The organism is Maricaulis maris, from assembly GCF_049116555.1.
In the GTDB taxonomy this organism is placed as follows: domain Bacteria; phylum Pseudomonadota; class Alphaproteobacteria; order Caulobacterales; family Maricaulaceae; genus Maricaulis; species Maricaulis maris_C.
The window spans coordinates 561,315-577,512 of the sequence record NZ_JAGDYT010000006.1 but is presented as its reverse complement, the minus strand read 5'-3'; the positions used below and the strand labels follow the sequence as shown (position 1 = coordinate 577,512).

Genomic DNA, 16,198 nt, shown 5'->3' with positions numbered 1-16,198 from the left:
CGGCAGGCCCGGCCAGTTTTGCGTGTCCCCGCAAGTCTCTGGCCGGGCCTCTTCTTGTGTGAGAAGCCCGCAACGCGATCCCAGGAGTATGAAATGGATTGGCTAAGCCTCGCCGGAACGACCCTGTTCTCACCGGCTGTACTCTTTTTCGTCCTTGGATTGCTGGCTGCCATTGTCCGGTCCGACCTGGCCATCCCGGAAGCCATAGCCAAGGGCTTGTCGCTCTATCTCGTGATGGCGATCGGTTTCAAGGGCGGTGCCGAGATGGCGATGGCCGATCCGTCATCCCTGATGCTACTGCTTTGTGCCGGGATCATCCTGTCCGCCGGCTTGCCCCTGATCGGCTTCGGCCTTCTGAGGGCGACAACAGGCGTGTCCCGGATCGACGCTGCCGCGATCGCCGCTCACTATGGCTCAATCTCCATTGTCACCTTCATCGCGGCCAATGATGCCGGCGCGGCACTGGGCCAGGCCGGAGGCGGCTATATGGTTGCGGTTGCGGCGGCCATGGAAGCGCCGGCCATCCTGACGGGACTCATTCTGGCAGGGCGAGCCTTGGCAAAGTCCGGCGGATCCGGATCCGCCCTCTCATCATCGGTCATCCGCGATGCCTTCACCAATGGCTCGATCCTGCTGCTGCTGGGCGCCTTCGCGATTGGCTGGATCAGCGGGCCGGCCGGCATGGCGACGGTGGAGCCCTTCTTTGTGGACATTTTCCGCGGCGTGCTCTGCCTCTTCCTGCTCGACATGGGCCTCATAGCCGGGCGGGGATTGATCCAGCATCGGAATTTGCTGCGCCTCCCGCTGATCGGGTTCGGTCTGTACATGCCGGTCATCGGTGCCGCGATCGCACTGTTTGCCGGCTGGCTGATCGGCCTGTCGCCCGGAGATGGGGCGCTGTTGATGACCTTGTCTGCGTCGGCGTCCTATATCGCGGTCCCCGCGGCCATGCGTCTCGCCTTGCCACAGGCCAAGGCGGCGCTTTCGCTGACGCTGTCACTTGGCGTCACCTTCCCGTTCAACCTGATCGTCGGCATACCGGTCTATGCTTGGCTCGCCGGCCGTATTCTGGAGGTTTGATCATGCAAAACTGGCAATCGAAGGTTCGCGTGGAAATCCTCGCTGACGAGGTCCACATGCCGAAATTCGAGACCTGTCTGGCCGCGGCTGACGTGACGCACTGGACCGTGCGCCCCTTGGCGCGGGGTCGGCAGGGTGAGGACCACTGGAACCGCAGCGGGCATATTGTGGATGCCGGGAGGCAGGCAGCCCTTGTCTTTTTCGTCGCCGGGTCAGCGTTCGACGCCCTCCTGACGCGGCTGGACCCCTTGCTGGAGGACTTCTCCGCCGATCTCTATTGCCAGAAAGACTGGCTGCGACGGCAGGTAGCGGGCCCCGATGCTCGCAAGGACTAGCGCGAACAAGGGCGACTGACCGGTCGGTCATGCCAGGGTCATTGCCGCTGAGCTGGATGTCCGCGTTCGAAATCAGTGCGGGACGGGGCGTGTTGACCCCAACCCCGTTGAACAGGTGCCTGAAGGGTCAAAAAAAACGGCCGCCTCGAGAACGAGGCGGCCATGGTCTGTCCCGGAACCTGGGTGAGGGTCGGGTCAGAAATTATAGCGGCGCGTGGCAGCAATCGCGTCGAGTGCAGCGGAGGCGTCGGAATTGCGACGGCGACGTTTCTGGCTGGGCTGGTAGGCCATGTCAGAGTGGGCGTTGCAATAGGCCTGGCCCGTGTCCGCCTTGCGTCCGCAGAAACGGAATTCCGATTGGGCCGGATCGCCGATCGGCCATTTGCACATGCTTTCGCGAAGGGTCAGCACGGTGGCAAATTCACCGGAGGGAAGGACGGCTGGCTCCACCGGCGCCGGCGCGGCGGCCGGGGGCGCTGAGGGGGCGGGGCGCGCGACAGTTCGGGCCGGCGCGGTGGAAGCCGTTGTTGCGCGAGGCCGGGAAGGTTTGGCGGTCCGGCGGGCCGGACGTGACGGTGTCGCACGACCTGACAAACCCAGACGGTGGACCTTGCCAATAACGGCATTGCGAGTCACACCACCGAGCTGTTTTGCAATCTGACTCGCGCTCAGGCCTTCCGACCAGAGTTTCTTGAGTTCTTCTACGCGTTCGTCAGTCCAAGCCATCGCCCTTGTCTCCCGTCTGGGATGCGCTTGCCTACCTTGTTGAGGGTAAACTGCGCATTGCTCAATGCATGTTTGATTACACTAGATATTGTACCTACGCGAGCTGATGCCACAAGATCGAGTTCTGGTCATACCTGTGGAAAGCTCACTTGCAGCCCCAATCGTTAACGCAGATGGTTACCGGGGTATTAAGGGTAATTCGATATGAGTAACGCCGCCTTAACTGATTTTCCACAGCCCAAGAAGTTCGGCCTTTTCAATGCCTTGGGTTTATGGACCCTGTACAAGAAGGAAGTGCGCCGATTCTTGAAGGTCGGCATGCAGACCGTGCTCGCCCCGGTCGCCACGACGCTGCTTTACATGACCGTCTTTGCTGTCGCGATCGGTGCGCGACGCGGGGATGTTGGCGGAATTCCCTTCGCGGAATTCCTGGCGCCGGGCCTGATCCTGATGGGATTGCTCAACAACGCGTTTGCCAATTCCGGCTCGTCCATCCTCGTGTCCAAGGTCCAGGGCAATACGGTTGATTTCCTGATGCCACCGCTCTCGGCGCTGGAATTGTTCATCGCCTTTACCGGCGGCGCGATGACCCGCGGCGTCCTGGTGGCCGCTGTCACCGCGCTGACGTTGATCCCCTTCATCGATGTCGTGCCCGACCATTGGTGGGCGGTCGTCTATTTCGGCTTCAGCGCTGCGGCGATGCTGGCGATGATCGGGATTATTGGCGGCCTGTGGGCGGAGAAATTCGATCACATGGCGGCGGTCACGACCTTCGTGATCACGCCGCTGACCTTCCTGTCGGGAACGTTCTACTCGATCACCAACCTGCCCGGACCCTTGGCGACGATCAGTCATTTCAATCCTTTCTTCTACATGATTGACGGCTTCCGCTACGGCTTTACCGGCCATGCCGATGGCAATCTTGTGATCGGTGTCATTCTGGTGGCGGTGATCAACCTTGCGCTGGGGGCGCTCAGCTACGGGCTGCTGCATGCAGGCTGGCGCTTGAAGAGCTGAACGGGGCGGCCTAGAGGAGAAGAAAGGCCCGCATCCAGACAGGGCCGGACAATCCAGCCGGACACTCCAGGAGGAAACGATATGCCCGCACCGATGATGGATACCTACGCCCCGCCGGATCTGGTCTTTGACCATGGCAAGGGACCGCGCCTCTACACCGCGGATGGCGATGGGTATCTCGACTTCATTTCGGGGATCGCCGTGAACTGCCTGGGCCATGCCCATCCCAAAGCCGTGGCTGCGCTCACCGAACAGGCCGGCAAGCTCTGGCACCTGTCCAACATGTTCAAGGTGCCGGCCGGTGTCGACCTCGCCGACAAGCTGACCAAGGCGACGTTCGCCGACCGCGTCTTCTTCACCAATTCCGGTGCCGAGGCGATGGAGTGCGCGCTCAAGACCGCGCGTCGCTATCACTATGTGAACGGCAATCCGCAGCGTTATCGCATCATCACCTTCACCGGGGCGTTTCACGGTCGCACCTATGGCGCGATCAATGCCGGCGGCAATCCGAAATATCTCGAGGGCTTCGGTCCGGCGATGGAAGGGTTCGACCAGGTCGAGTTCGGCGATCATGAGGCGCTCAAGGCTGCCATCTCCGACGAGACCGCCGCGATCTGCATCGAGCCGGTTCAGGGTGAGGGCGGCGTCCGGGCTGTTCCCGAGCAATGCCTGCGCGGTCTGCGCGATCTGTGTGATGAGCACGGCCTGATGCTGATTTATGATGAAGTCCAGTCCGGCGCGGGCCGGACGGGAAAGCTCTTCGCCCACCAGTGGGTCGAGGGCGCGGAGCCCGATATCATGGCGGCTGCCAAGGGTATTGGCGGCGGTTTCCCGATGGGCGCCTGCCTCGCCACCGAAGCTGCAGCCGAAGGCATGGTCGTCGGCACGCACGGCTCGACCTATGGCGGCGGACCGCTGGCCATGGCCGTGGGCAATGTTGTTTTCGACGAGCTGACGTCTGACGGTTTCATGGAGCAGGTGGTTGATGTGTCCAACTATCTGACCCAGCAGCTGCACGGGTTGATGGATCGCCATGGTGACAAGATCGAGCAAGTGCGCGGCAAGGGATTGCTGATCGGTGTCAAGCTGAAGCCGGGATATGACCCCAAGAAGCTTGCAGGCCTGGCCCGCGATCGCCATCTCCTGATCGGCGCTGCCGGCGATAATGTCTCGCGCATGGCGCCGCCGCTGATCATCACCAAGCAAGATGCCAGCGAGGCGGTCTCGGTGCTTGACGACGCACTGGCTGCCCTGGAAAAGACCGCCTGATTCCAGGCCAGACAGAGAACGAGGACCAGAGCTGTGGGTGATCCGCTCGGAGAACACGACAATATCGTTGCGGGCTTTCAGATCGAAGGCCGCACGGTGCGTGGGCGGGTCACCCGGCTCGGCTCGGTCCTCGATGACATCCTGTCCGCGCATGACTATCCCGAGCCGGTTGCCCGCTTGCTCGGTGAGGCGGTGCTGGTCACCACGCTGGTCGGCGATGCGCTGAAGTTTGACGGTCGCCTGATCGTTCAGGCTCAGGGCGACGGTCCGGTGCGTTTCCTGGTCGCCGAATATGTGACCGGTGAGGGCGTCCGCGGTTTCGCCTCGATGGATCGCGCCGCGGTGGACGCGGTCCTGGTCGACAGGCCGGCGCCCGACGCGATGATGACCAGCCTGCTGGGGCGCGGCTCATTCGCCATGACGATCGATCACGGCCCGGACATGGACCAGTATCAGGGCGTTGTGGCGCTCGAGGGCGAAAGCCTGAGCCAGGTCGCCGAAACCTATTTTCGCCAGTCCGAACAGACCCCGACCCGGCTGCGCTGCGCGATCGGCGAAATCTGGACGGGTGATGAGGCCCGGCAATGGCGAGGCGGCGGTTCGCTGCTGCAATCAGTTGCCGGCGACGAGGCCCGCGGCTCGGCCGAGGACGACTGGGATCATGCCAGGGCCCTGTTCGAAACCGTCGAGGACGGCGAGCTGCTCGACCCCGACCTGTCTGCCGGCGCGCTCCTCTATCGCCTGTTCAATGAGGACGGTGTGCGCCTGCTCGAGCCGACGGGCGTCACCAAGCGCTGTTCCTGCGAACGCGAGCGCCTGCGCCGTATCATCGCGTCTTTCCCGGCCGATGACCGGGCGGAGATGGAGGCGGACGGCGCCATCGTCATGACCTGCGAATATTGCAATCGCGACTGGAAGTTCGACCCTCGGGATGTCGACGGGGCGACCAGCTGAGCCTGGGCGAAATCGGCCAAATGACGTTGCAGTGCAACATAACTTCTCGGCTCATGACAACGCTCCAGTAACGCCTGACGTAGACAGTCTCGCCCAATTGGGAAGGCAAGCATCCGGCGTCATGGATTCCAAAACGCTCATTCTGGCTATTGTGCCAGTCATTCTGGCGGGCGTGTTCATCCATGCGGTGAATGCGGCGATCCAGCAAAACAAGGATGGCCCGCGCTGGTGGCTGGCCGGGACCGCCACGCATGGTATCGGACTGGGGCTGATCTCCCTGCGCGGCGTGGTTCCGGATGTCTTCGGCATCGTGCTGGGCGACATTATGGCCGCTGGCGGTTTCCTCATCATGCTCGAGGGCGCCGCGCGCTTTGCCGGGCTCAATGTGCCCCGCTGGCAATTGGGCGGCCTGGCGGGTGTCGTGGTGATCGGGTTTCCTGCCTTCACCTGGGTTGTGGACAGCGCGGCCCTTCGATTTGCTGTCTTCGGCGTGGCGGTGATCATCCCCAACCTGCTGATGCTGTCCTATCTCTCCGTGATCGGGCAGCGCGACGGCAAACCGGGTGTGCGCCTGCTGCGCTACACAATCTATTACTTCGTGGGGTCACTCGCGGTCATCTCTGTCGGCGTTGTATTGTTCGACCCGGACATGCCCAGCGTGCTGGCACCGAACCAGCTGGTTGCGTTCGGCATTCTCTCGCTGATCGTCGTCGAGACCAATCTGGTGTTCGGCTTTGTCCTGCTTTCCGCCGGGCATTCAGCCGCTGTCCTGCGCAAGGCCGCGTTGACCGATCACCTTACAGGCCTGCCCAATCGCCGCGCCTTCGAAGCCATGGTCCATCGCGAGTTCGGGGTTATGGAGTCTGCGGACCGGCAGTCAGCGCTCGCAGTGTTCGATGTCGATCATTTCAAGCAGGTCAACGACACTTACGGGCATGATGTCGGTGACGCGGTGCTGCAGCACATTGCGGACGTGCTCAAACGCGCCATCCGTGACACCGACCATGTCGCCCGCCTTGGCGGCGAGGAATTTGTGGCGCTGATCCATGCGGGCGGGCCTGCCAGTGTCGGCGAGATCGCCGAACGGGTCCGGCAGACTGTCGAGGACACGCCATTCGAGCGGGATGGCAAGGTGATCGCCATCACCATTTCGGCCGGACTGGTTGAAGTGACGGGCGATGAGCCCTGCCTGACGCGCCTGTTCAAGCAGGCGGATATGGCGCTTTACGAGGCCAAGGATGCCGGCCGCAACCGGGTCATTCTCGCCGCCGCCTAGGCGCGCCAGAAGCGTGGGCTGAGCAGGATCAGCACAGCCAGGACTTCCAGCCGACCAATGAACATGTTCGCCGTCAGCACCCATTTGACCGGGTCTGAAAGGGGTTCAAACGTCCCGGACGGCCCGATGATGGAGCCGAGACCCGGACCGACATTGGTCAGAGTTGCCGCGGCGCCTGACAGGGCGGTGATCAGATCCAGGCCCATCGCCGACAGGACCGCCGCCGAGACCGCATAGACCGCAAAGAAGACGAAGAAGAAGCCCAGCACCGAGTGCAGGATGCCGTCCGAGACCGGTCGCCCGTTATAGAACATCGGGATCACGGCATTGGGCTGAAGCAGGCGGGCGAGATAGCGGCGAATGGCCGTGCCGGCGACCTGGAAGCGGAAGATCTTGATCGAGCATGTGGTCGATCCGGCGCACCCCCCTATGAACATGAAGACGAAGAAGCTGGCCTGGGCGAGCGGCCCCCACTGGCCGTAATCCGTCGTCGCAAACCCGGTGCCCGTGATGATGGAGACGGCGTTGAAGCTGGCATGGCGCCAGGCTTCGCCATTGGCATTCTCCGCACCCTGAGACAGCAGAAGGGCGGTCAGTCCGAGGGCCGAAACGAGGATGACCAGGATGAAACCGCGAACTTGCGCGTCGCGCCAGAAGCCGTGGAGGCGGCCCCGGGCGGCGAGCAGATAGGCGCCAAATGGCAGGGAGGCGAGGATGATGAAAATCGAGCCGATCATGTCGGCCCCGAGCCCGAAATAGGTCCCCATCGACCCGTCTGAGGTCGAGAAGCCGCCGGTCGAGACCGTTGACATGGCGTGACAAAGGGCATCCAGCCAAGGCATGCCCACCGCCATGTAAGCGACCAGACAGGCCACGGTCAGCGTGACATAGATCACCGTGATGCCGGCTGCGATCTGGGTCGCACGCGGCAGGACCTTGTCGGACTTGTCGCCGGTTTCCAGCTGGAAGAGCTGCATGCCGCCAATGCCCAGCATGGGCCAGAAGGCCATGGCGGTGACAATGATGCCGATCCCGCCAATCCATTGCAGGATGGCGCGCCACAGCAACAGGCCCGGCGGGCGGAAATCGAGCCCGGTGATCACGGTGGCACCCGTCGTCGTCAGGCCGGAGATCGACTCGAAGATCGCGTCGGTCCAGCTCAAGTCCTGGCCGGACAATCTCAGCGGCAGGGCGGCACACAATGCCAGGCCCAGCCAGGCGCCGACAATGAGCACGAAGGCACCGCGCGGCGGCATGTCACCGACCGGGCCGCGCGTTCCAAGCGCCACGGCTCCGCCGATAAAGACGCCAATCACTGCCGACAGGATAAAGGCGGTGGCACTCTCGTGCTCGCCGGCGCTGAAATCCACCAGGGCCGGGGCCAGCATGGTCGTCGCGAGGACGGTGACCATCATGCCGATCATGAAGAGAACTTGCCGCAGGGCCTGGGTCACGAGCGCATGATTTCCTGAGTTAGGTCCGTCATTTGTGCGCGGTTACGCGATCAGTGCAACCAGAGACGGTCAGAGGGGCGGTCCAGCGAGAAGCCGGGAATGGTGGCGGCGAAACTCTCGCCATCACCGCGACGCATCTCGTAACTGCCGCTCATGAAGCCGGACGGGGTCGGAAGCGGCGCACCGGAGGTATAGCGGAAACGTTCGCCGGGTTCGATCACCGGCTGCTCGCCGATCACGCCCATACCCTGGACGTGTTCGGTCCGACCATTGGCATCGGTGATGACCCATTTGCGCGCGATCAGCTGAACCGGCTGCTCACCCGTATTCTCGATCTCGATCGTATAGGCCCAGACATAGCGCCCATCCTCCGGCGTGCTCTCGTCTTCGAGATAATCCGGACTGACACTGATCCGCACGCCGCGGCTTTCGTGCTCATACATGAGATGCCCCTGTGGCCAGCGCTCCAGGTCTGAGCTCGGGTCTGACCGTCCATTCAAGGTCGCCATCATCAACCTGCGCGCAGGGCGGCTCAACCCCCACGGTCAGCATCGCTGGACAGGGCGCGCGGGATGTTGGACATCTGCCTATCCCAGACAGGCTGATCGTGACCTATGGCTGACACCGGAATCCTCCCAGATCATCATCTCGCCGCCCTTCTCGGGCGCGGCATCCTCACAGCGGACGCGCCGCTGGCTGAAGGACAGGTCCAGCCTGCCAGCATTGATTTGCGGCTTGGCAGCGAAGCCTGGCGCCTGCGTGCGAGCTTCCTCCCGGGGCCGGAGCGGACTGTCGCTGAGCGTCTTGATGATGATCTCGTCATGCATACGGTCGATCTTCGGGCCGGTGCAGTGTTGGAGACGGGATGCGTTTACCTCGCGCCCTTGCAGGAAGGCCTCAAATTGCCGGCCGGCCTGTCGGCGGCGATGAATCCGAAAAGCTCGACCGGGCGGATTGATGTCTTCACCCGTGTCATCACGGACCGGGGTGTCGCCTTCGATCAGGCGCCCGTTGGTTATGACGGTCCGCTCTATGCGGAAATCTCGCCCTGTACCTTTTCCGTCCTCGCGCGCGAGGGTGACCGCCTGAGCCAGGTCCGCTTCCGTCAGGGTGAGCACAAGACGTTGCGCGAAGTGACGGTAAGTATCGATCTCGCCGGTTTCGGTGACGGGATTGTCGGCTATCGCGCCCGGCGTCATTCCGGACTGGTTGACCTGGCGAAAATCGGTGGCCATGCCGCGAGCCGGTTCTGGGAGCCGCTGCGCGCTCCTGACCGCCGTCTGATCCTCGATCCGGGCGAGTTCTACATTCTCGCCTCGCAGGAGGCGGTCGAAATCGGGCGGGGCGAAGCGGCAGAGATGGCCCCCATCGCCACCGAGATCGGTGAGTTTCGCGCCCACTACGCCGGCTTCTTCGATCCGGGCTTCGGTACAGCCGAAGCCGGCGGTGTCGGCGCCCGCGCCGTGCTTGAAGTGCGCGGGCGCGATGTGCCCTTCATCCTGGAGCACGGCCAGCCGATTGCGCGTCTGGTCTATGAACCCATGCTGGCCATGCCGGAGACGGCCTATGGCCAGGTCGCATCGAATTACCAAGCCCAGAGTTTGAAGCTGTCGAAATTCTTCACAAGCGAATAGCCGGGTTTTCTGGCTTTTCCCCTTGATTGTGGCGTCGCAAATCTAAATCTTACTTCTCAGTTACCCTTTGGTGGGGTTTTCGTAAGGGAGGGGAGTATGGCCCGTTTGTTAGGCCTCGTGACGCTACTGCTTTTTGCGGGTGGGACCGCGCAAGCTCAGGCGCCTGTGCCATCAATCGATGATTATGCCGCGATGGCCAACATGTCGTCGGTCAGCATCTCGCCGAATGGTGAGCGCATTGTTTTCATTTCCGGCGAGAGCCGCGCCGAGCGCTCCATCGTCGTTTATTCGCTGACGGGTGCAGCGCCGCAGGTCATTGATGGCGGCGACGACCAGGTCCTGGCGGCGGTCTCCTGGGCGAATGACGACAATCTGCTCGCGACCTATTCGGAACGCCGCGACATGGCGTCGGTCGGTGAGCGGGTCGATGTCTTCCGCACCTATGTCATCCGTGCCGATGGCAGCCGGAACTGGGAGCTCAGCCAGTACAAATCCCTCGCCAACCGGGACATCACTGACCCCGACTCGATGCTGGTCTGGCAGCCTGTGCTCCAGGACAATCGCGGGTCGCGCTCCGCGGGTGATGGTGTGGAGCGGGCGGTCGGCCTGTTCCGTCAGGAATTCTCGCGTGACCGATCCGCTCGCCGGGTCTTCATCGGTGAGGGTGGGTTCAACTATGTGCTCAATGCCGAGAATGAACCTGTTGTGCGCTACACGACGGATGATGGCGAATTCGAGCTCTGGGCCAATCTGGACGATTCCGGCTGGGATCGCGTCTACAATGAGAACCTGACCCGCGAACGCTTCCGCTTCGGTGCCCGCCGATCGGACCGGTGGACCGGGCGCATGACCAATATGGCAGGTCTCGATGCAACAGGTCAGTACGGCTATTTCACATCCCGCGTGAATGACGACCGTTCGGCCGTGTTCCGCTTCAACTTCGAGACCAATGAGATCGAAGGACCGGTCGTCCAGTCTGATCTGGCTGATGTCGGCAGCTTTATCCGTGACTGGCGCACGAACGCCATCATCGGTGTGCGCTGGACTGAAGAGCGCCAGCGCGTCGAGTATTTCGACCAGACCTTTGCCGGCATCCAGTCCCAACTGGAAGGCTTCTTCCCCGATTCCAACGTTTCAATCTCGAGCTGGGATCAGGATTTCCGCCGTGTCATCATTTCCATCGGTGGCGGGCAGACCAGCCAGAGCTATTATCTGCTGGATCGTCAAAGTGGCGAAATGGCCTTCCTGGCTGGCGCCTATGACCGGATCCCCGATGAGTCGGTGGCGTCCGTCGAGATCGTTCACTTCGAGGCTCGCGACGGCGTCGAATTGTTCGGCTACCTCACCCTGCCGCCGGGCCGCGAAGCTCGCGACCTGCCTTTGGTGATGCTTCCGCATGGTGGACCGCAGGCTCGCGATTTCTATGGGTTCGACCCCTGGGCTCAATTCCTGGCCTCGCGCGGCTATGCGGTGTTCCAACCACAATTCCGCGGATCCGAAGGCTTCGGCCGTGACTTCATCACCATGGCGCATGGTGAGTGGGGCCGGGCCATGCAGGATGATGTCTCCGATGCCGTGAACCATCTGGTCGAGAGTGGCGTGGCAGCGTCTGACCGTGTTTGCCTGTTCGGCTGGTCCTATGGTGGCTATGCGGCCCTGGCCGGAGCGACCCTGACACCGGAGCTGTATCGTTGCATCATCGCGGGGGCCCCGGTTTCGGACATTTTCGCCATGATGAATTACGAGACGGGTCGTTTCGGCGGCGCGTCCGTGACCTATTGGGCCGAGTATATTGGTGACTGGCGCAGCGAGACGGAGAATATTTCCCGCATCTCGCCCGCTCTGAATGCCGATAACGTCCAGACGCCGCTGATGCTGGTTCATGGTACGGACGATCTCATCGTGCCGTTCGAGCAGGCGGAAATCATGGCGGAAGCCATGGATGCCGCCGGCAAGCCCTACGAGCTGGTCGCGATCGAGGATGGCCCGCACCAGTCCTACCGGATGACGGTGGACAATGTGCGTGAGCTCTACACCAATCTCGAGCGCTTCCTGTTCGAGCACAATCCGCCGGACGCGAACTGATCACGTCTGTTCCGGACTGCAACCAACGAGAAAGGGCCGGCCTCACGCCGGCCCTTTTTTGTGTCCGGCGACTGCAAATGCGCGCTTCCGCGCAGCACACCGCTCCGTGTAGGATGCGGCGCAGGCGGGTGTAGCTCAATGGTAGAGCAGAAGCTTCCCAAGCTTACGACGAGGGTTCGATTCCCTTCACCCGCTCCAATCTCCAGACATCGAGTGTGCCAGACCCCGAAAAGCCCGGCGCTAGAAGCGTCGCGGTCGCAGGGCCGCTGGGTCCATGCCGGCGAGTTCGACCAGGTGGACGAGCAGGGCGATGAAGACGGCCGCTATGACTATCGCGATCAGCGTCCAGGGGATGAGGCGCGGGCCTTTTTCCGGACGGACAGGCTGGCCGGCCCGCCAACGGGCGAGCAGGAAGAGACCGACGCACAGGGCGAGTCCGACAAGGGTCGAGGTGAGGCCGAGATACATGATGGTCCGGTCAGGGCGCTGACGCCGTGCTCCGTCTTCTCCCAGTAATGCGGATCGAAGATGAGTTGGCGCAGCGCACGCAGGGCTGCAAGTGTCTGTAGCAGCCAATAGCCGGGCATGGCGATGAGGTCGCGCCGCCTCAAAGGCAGGCCGGCGCGGCGCATGGCGACCGCAGCACAGGCAATCGCGCTGGCGTATCCTGCCGCCATGAAGGCGAGTGCCGGCAGGCCGGTCCAAGCGCTGGACGGGTTCAGCAGGAAAGCTGTCAGGCAGATCAGGCTGAGCGGCGCATGCAGCAGGGCCGAGAATGCAGCGCCACCGAGTACAAGCACGCCGGGCCAGACCCGCCGCCAGGGCGTTCGCGGATTGGCGAGCAGGACCGCGATTGTCTGCGAATAGCCCTTGATCCAGCGTGTGCGCTGTTTGACCCAGGGCGACAGGCGCAGGGGCGCTTCCTCTTCGGTCAGGGGCTCGATCAGGCCACAATGATAGCCCGCGGCATGCAGGCGCAGGCCGAGATCCGCATCCTCGGTGACATTCCAGGCATCCCAACCGCCCAGGGCCAGCAGGGCCTCCCGGCGGAAATGATTGCTCGTACCGCCCAGCGGCAGCGGCCAGCCCAAGCGCTGATAGAGGGGCAGGAGGGCGTGGAAATGGGCCGCGTATTCCAGCGCGAACTGGCGCGTCAGCCAGGTCTCGTGACGGTTATACCAGTTCAGCGGTGCCTGAAGGCAGGCGAGGCGGGGATCGGCAATCCGGAAGACTTCCGCAGCCCGGCGCAATTGGTCGGGATGGGGGTGGTCCTCGGCGTCATGCACGGTGACGAGCTCGCTGCGACACAGACGCAGGGCGTAATTGAGGGCGCGCGGCTTGGTACGCGGTTCGCCGGGCGGAACAATGACAATCTCGAAGCGATCGTCCAACGCCAGTCCACGCGCGGTGTCGATGGTCGCCCTGTCATCCGCTTCCAGGACCAGTTTGAAGGCGATGCGGTCTGGCGGATAGTCGATGGCGGCGAGGGAGGCCGCGAGTTGCGGCAGGACAGCGGCTTCCCGGTAGAGCGCGACCATTATGGTGGCAGTCGGGAGCGCCTGATCCGCGCAGTCGGGGCCCCGCATCCATTGCGGGCGAACGCTGATCGCGCCAATGCGAAGCGCAATGAGGGCCGCAAACAGGCTGCAGCTGGCAAGACTGGCCAGAGCGAGCGCAGGGCCTGGCAGCAGGACGCCGATCGTCACCGCCAGAGCCAGCGCCATCAGCCCGATACGTCCAGCCCGGCGGGAGACCGGCCCGAAGGCGCTCATCTCCGGCGCGCGTCGGGGCAGGCCGAGGGCGGCCGTCTCGCTCCAAAGGTTGGCAAGACGGGGTGGCGGCTTTGCGACCCGTGTGGGGCGAAAGACCTGCCCGCCGCGCGGTCGCCAGCGGGGCGCTGTCGCGCCGTCTGCCTCTCTCACGGGCCCCATATCGCTGTCCAGCAGGGCCATGGCACACCTCTCCCTCACCCGCTATCCGGGTAGGAGAGCATAAATGCACTCATAAGGCGAGTCGGGTCGGTCTACGCCCTGGGATTGACGCAGGTCACGAAGCTGGGCTGGCCGAGATCACAGTCGGCCAGTTCGAAGACGCAGGCGGTCGCGGTCGGATAGCCCGCGGGCAATTGGCGCGTCGCCCCGCACAATTGGGCGAGCTTGTGGGCAAAGCCGCCAATGCCCGGATTATGCCCGACCAGAAGAAGCGTGCGCTTTGGCGACAGTACATCGCGCGTGGCGCGTTCCAGCATGTCGGTGGAGGCGTGATAGAGGACCATCGGGTCCTCCAATTGCGGCGCACCGAGTTGCGGCAGCAATTGGTCATAGGTTTGCCGGGTCCGCCATGCCGGAGAAACCAGGGCGATATCCGCCTTCAGCCCCGCCGCGCAGAGGGCATCGGCAGCGTCGGCAGCATCACTGCGTCCCCGCGCCGTCAGGCCACGCTGGAAATCGTCTTCGGCCTCGAGCCGGTCCACAGCCTTGGCATGTCGCATCAGAATGAGTGTGGCAGTCATGGCGTCCGTTCTCCGGATCCTTGGCCGGCTGTTTCACAGTCAGGTGCACCGGTCGCGGAGGGCTTGAACTCCCGGCTGACAAGGCGCACCTACTCCTAAGCCAGTTTCATCGCGTTTTGAACCGAGGAGAAAGACATGGGTCTGCTGTTGGGCGATATCGCCCCGAATTTCCAAGCCGAGACAAGTGACGGTCCGATCAGTTTTCACGACTGGATCGGTGATGATTGGGTGATTTTCTTCTCCCATCCTGCTGACTACACGCCGGTCTGCACGACCGAGCTGGGCTTTACCGCCAAGCTGAAGGACGAATTTGCCAAGCGCGGTGCCAAGGCGATCGCGCTCTCGGTGGATAGCGTCGAGGACCACAAGGGCTGGATCAAGGACATCGAAGAAACCCAGAATGTCCGTATGAACTTCCCGATCATCGCCGATACGGATCGTTCCGTGTCCGAGCTCTACTCGATGATCCACCCCAATGCCGATCCCAAGCTGACGGTCCGTTCGGTCTACATCATCGACCCGAACAAGAAGATCCGCGCCACCTTCACCTATCCGCCCAGCGCCGGCCGGAACTTCAATGAGGTCCTGCGCCTGATCGACAGCCTGCAGCTGACCGATGGCTACAAGGTGGCGACACCGGTCAATTGGGAAGACGGCCAGGACGTGATTGTGGTGCCGTCGATCACCGACGCCGAGGCCGATGCGCTCTTCCCGGCCGGCTACAACAAGATCAAGCCCTATCTGCGGGTCACCAAACAGCCGAACAAGGTGGATGAGCCTGCCGAGTAGGCGCATCCGACACGGTTATGGAGAGGCGTCCGGGGCAACCGGGCGCCTTTCTTTTGGGTTCGGTTGTAAAGCACGCTTGACGACAAGTTTCCTTTACTCCATATAGTCAAGGTCACTTTACAGATCTGAAGGAGGTTTTCATGACAATGCGTGAGTGGATAAAGGATTTTGGCGACGCCGGTGAGCCGCCCAGCCTGGCGTCTCTGGCGCTGTTTGCGGTGGTTTTCCTGCCAACGCTCTTCCTGGCCGGCATCATAGGCCCATCGCTCGACCTGGTGCGGGATGTCATTGGTGGCCTGTCCACGGAAATGAAAATCGCCGGCCTGACCGTCTTCATCCTCGGTCTGATGGCGATTGCCCGGATCTTCACGCTGCTGATCGGCGGCCGCGAAAAGGACGTGTCATGAGCACGGCTGAAAAACAGGCGTCGGTAACCCGTCGCTATTTCTGGCGTACATTCGTGGCGATGATCGCCTTCACGGCGATCCTCGTTGCGATCGACAAGATCGTGAATCCGTCCTTGAACGGCTGGGACGCGATCTCCGCCTGGCCGCTGGTCGCCCTGACCTGCCTGCCCTTGCTTGGCTATGGCTATGAGGTGGTCCGCTATGTGCGCTCGATCGACGAGATGCTGGCCCGCATGCAGGTCCGCGCCGCGGCGATTGCGATGCTGGCGATGCTTCTGTTCAGCGCGATCTTCGGGGTGGCCGAGATCTACGGCATCATGGAACCGCTCAACATGACCATGCTGTTTCCATTGGCCGCCGTCGTGCATTCGCTGGCTGCCGCCGTCCAGCAGGTGCAGGTGCGATGAAGAATCGGCTCAAGGAATTGCGAGGCGAGAAGGGGTGGAGTCAGCAGGCGCTGGCAGAACGCCTCGACGTCTCGCGCCAGACAGTGAACGCCCTGGAGACCGGCAAGTATGACCCGTCCCTGCCGCTGGCCTTCAAGCTCGGGCGTCTGTTCGGCGAACCGATCGAAAGTATTTTCGATGATGAAGGGGCGGGATGAGACCGTCCCCTCAATCGAGCGTCTGCCGATAGCGCAGCATGGCCACCGTCGCGATG

16 protein-coding genes, 1 tRNA gene and 1 pseudogene are annotated in these 16,198 nt (G+C 62.7%); 13 read left to right on the top strand and 5 right to left on the bottom strand.

What is annotated here, in order from left to right:
• The first annotated feature begins 93 nt into the window (after positions 1–93).
• A complete protein-coding gene (locus JXQ94_RS10380) occupies positions 94–1,080 on the top strand; it encodes a sodium-dependent bicarbonate transport family permease (RefSeq protein WP_421923704.1) in 987 nt (328 codons plus the stop codon).
• Positions 1,081–1,082: 2 nt separating this feature from the next.
• Complete coding sequence (locus JXQ94_RS10375) at positions 1,083–1,415, top strand: hypothetical protein (RefSeq protein WP_421923702.1); 333 nt, start codon at positions 1,083–1,085, stop codon at positions 1,413–1,415.
• A gap of 195 nt (positions 1,416–1,610) precedes the next feature.
• On the opposite strand, the gene JXQ94_RS10370 is transcribed toward JXQ94_RS10375, so the two are convergent.
• Positions 1,611–2,141, bottom strand: coding sequence for a GcrA family cell cycle regulator (locus JXQ94_RS10370; RefSeq protein ID WP_421923701.1), 531 nt, complete (start codon positions 2,139–2,141; stop codon positions 1,611–1,613).
• Between the two features lie 204 nt (positions 2,142–2,345).
• Here JXQ94_RS10370 and JXQ94_RS10365 point away from each other — a divergent pair, with 204 nt between their 5' ends.
• The 4 genes and pseudogenes from JXQ94_RS10365 to JXQ94_RS10350 all read left to right on the top strand — a co-directional run bounded on the left by JXQ94_RS10365 (position 2,346) and on the right by JXQ94_RS10350 (position 6,657).
• Positions 2,346–3,158, top strand: coding sequence for an ABC transporter permease (locus tag JXQ94_RS10365; protein WP_421923700.1), 813 nt, complete (start codon positions 2,346–2,348; stop codon positions 3,156–3,158).
• Positions 3,159–3,239: 81 nt separating this feature from the next.
• Positions 3,240–4,427, top strand: coding sequence for an aspartate aminotransferase family protein (locus JXQ94_RS10360; protein WP_421923699.1), 1,188 nt, complete (start codon positions 3,240–3,242; stop codon positions 4,425–4,427).
• Positions 4,428–4,457: 30 nt separating this feature from the next.
• Positions 4,458–5,381: pseudogene (locus tag JXQ94_RS10355) on the top strand (Hsp33 family molecular chaperone); the annotation flags it as partial.
• A gap of 121 nt (positions 5,382–5,502) precedes the next feature.
• Complete coding sequence (locus JXQ94_RS10350) at positions 5,503–6,657, top strand: diguanylate cyclase (RefSeq protein WP_421923698.1); 1,155 nt, start codon at positions 5,503–5,505, stop codon at positions 6,655–6,657.
• Here JXQ94_RS10350 and JXQ94_RS10345 read toward each other — a convergent pair.
• The gene (locus JXQ94_RS10345; RefSeq protein WP_421923696.1) at positions 6,654–8,111 is read right to left on the bottom strand and encodes a TrkH family potassium uptake protein; all 1,458 of its coding nucleotides are present in this window, start codon (positions 8,109–8,111) and stop codon (positions 6,654–6,656) included. The two genes, JXQ94_RS10350 and JXQ94_RS10345, sit on opposite strands and share 4 nt — an antisense overlap.
• 50 nt (positions 8,112–8,161) lie before the next feature.
• On the bottom strand, positions 8,162–8,554 hold the full coding sequence (apaG, locus tag JXQ94_RS10340; protein WP_421923695.1) for a Co2+/Mg2+ efflux protein ApaG: 393 nt from the start codon (positions 8,552–8,554) through the stop codon (positions 8,162–8,164).
• Between the two features lie 171 nt (positions 8,555–8,725).
• Between apaG and JXQ94_RS10335 the strand changes: the two genes are divergently transcribed.
• The 3 genes from JXQ94_RS10335 (at position 8,726) to JXQ94_RS10325 (ending at position 12,028) form a co-directional block, all read left to right on the top strand.
• Positions 8,726–9,745, top strand: coding sequence for a 2'-deoxycytidine 5'-triphosphate deaminase (locus tag JXQ94_RS10335; protein ID WP_421923694.1), 1,020 nt, complete (start codon positions 8,726–8,728; stop codon positions 9,743–9,745).
• Between the two features lie 96 nt (positions 9,746–9,841).
• Positions 9,842–11,830 (top strand): alpha/beta hydrolase family protein, encoded by a 1,989-nt coding sequence (locus tag JXQ94_RS10330; protein WP_421923693.1) that lies wholly within the window; start codon positions 9,842–9,844, stop codon positions 11,828–11,830.
• A gap of 124 nt (positions 11,831–11,954) precedes the next feature.
• Positions 11,955–12,028: transfer RNA gene (locus tag JXQ94_RS10325), tRNA-Gly, on the top strand.
• 140 nt (positions 12,029–12,168) lie between these two features.
• On the opposite strand, the gene JXQ94_RS10320 is transcribed toward JXQ94_RS10325, so the two are convergent.
• Both JXQ94_RS10320 and JXQ94_RS10315 read right to left on the bottom strand, forming a co-directional pair.
• Positions 12,169–13,782: a glycosyltransferase family 2 protein gene (locus JXQ94_RS10320; protein ID WP_421923692.1), complete on the bottom strand. Its 1,614-nt coding sequence runs from the start codon at positions 13,780–13,782 to the stop codon at positions 12,169–12,171.
• Positions 13,783–13,853: 71 nt separating this feature from the next.
• Entirely contained in the window at positions 13,854–14,342 is a 489-nt protein-coding gene (locus tag JXQ94_RS10315) for a SixA phosphatase family protein (protein ID WP_295691470.1), read from the bottom strand.
• 135 nt (positions 14,343–14,477) lie between these two features.
• On the opposite strand from JXQ94_RS10315, the gene JXQ94_RS10310 reads away from it, so the two are divergent.
• The 4 genes from JXQ94_RS10310 (at position 14,478) to JXQ94_RS10295 (ending at position 16,142) form a co-directional block, all read left to right on the top strand.
• On the top strand, positions 14,478–15,131 hold the full coding sequence (locus JXQ94_RS10310; RefSeq protein ID WP_421923690.1) for a peroxiredoxin: 654 nt from the start codon (positions 14,478–14,480) through the stop codon (positions 15,129–15,131).
• Between the two features lie 140 nt (positions 15,132–15,271).
• The gene (locus tag JXQ94_RS10305) at positions 15,272–15,538 is read left to right on the top strand and encodes a hypothetical protein (protein ID WP_421923689.1); all 267 of its coding nucleotides are present in this window, start codon (positions 15,272–15,274) and stop codon (positions 15,536–15,538) included.
• A complete protein-coding gene (locus tag JXQ94_RS10300; RefSeq protein WP_421923688.1) occupies positions 15,535–15,945 on the top strand; it encodes a hypothetical protein in 411 nt (136 codons plus the stop codon). The genes JXQ94_RS10305 and JXQ94_RS10300 overlap by 4 nt, the downstream gene beginning before the upstream one ends.
• Positions 15,942–16,142, top strand: a complete 201-nt coding sequence (locus JXQ94_RS10295; RefSeq protein ID WP_421923687.1) for a helix-turn-helix transcriptional regulator — start codon at positions 15,942–15,944, stop codon at positions 16,140–16,142. Before JXQ94_RS10300 ends, JXQ94_RS10295 begins: the two co-directional genes overlap by 4 nt.
• The last annotated feature ends 56 nt before the right edge of the window (positions 16,143–16,198 follow it).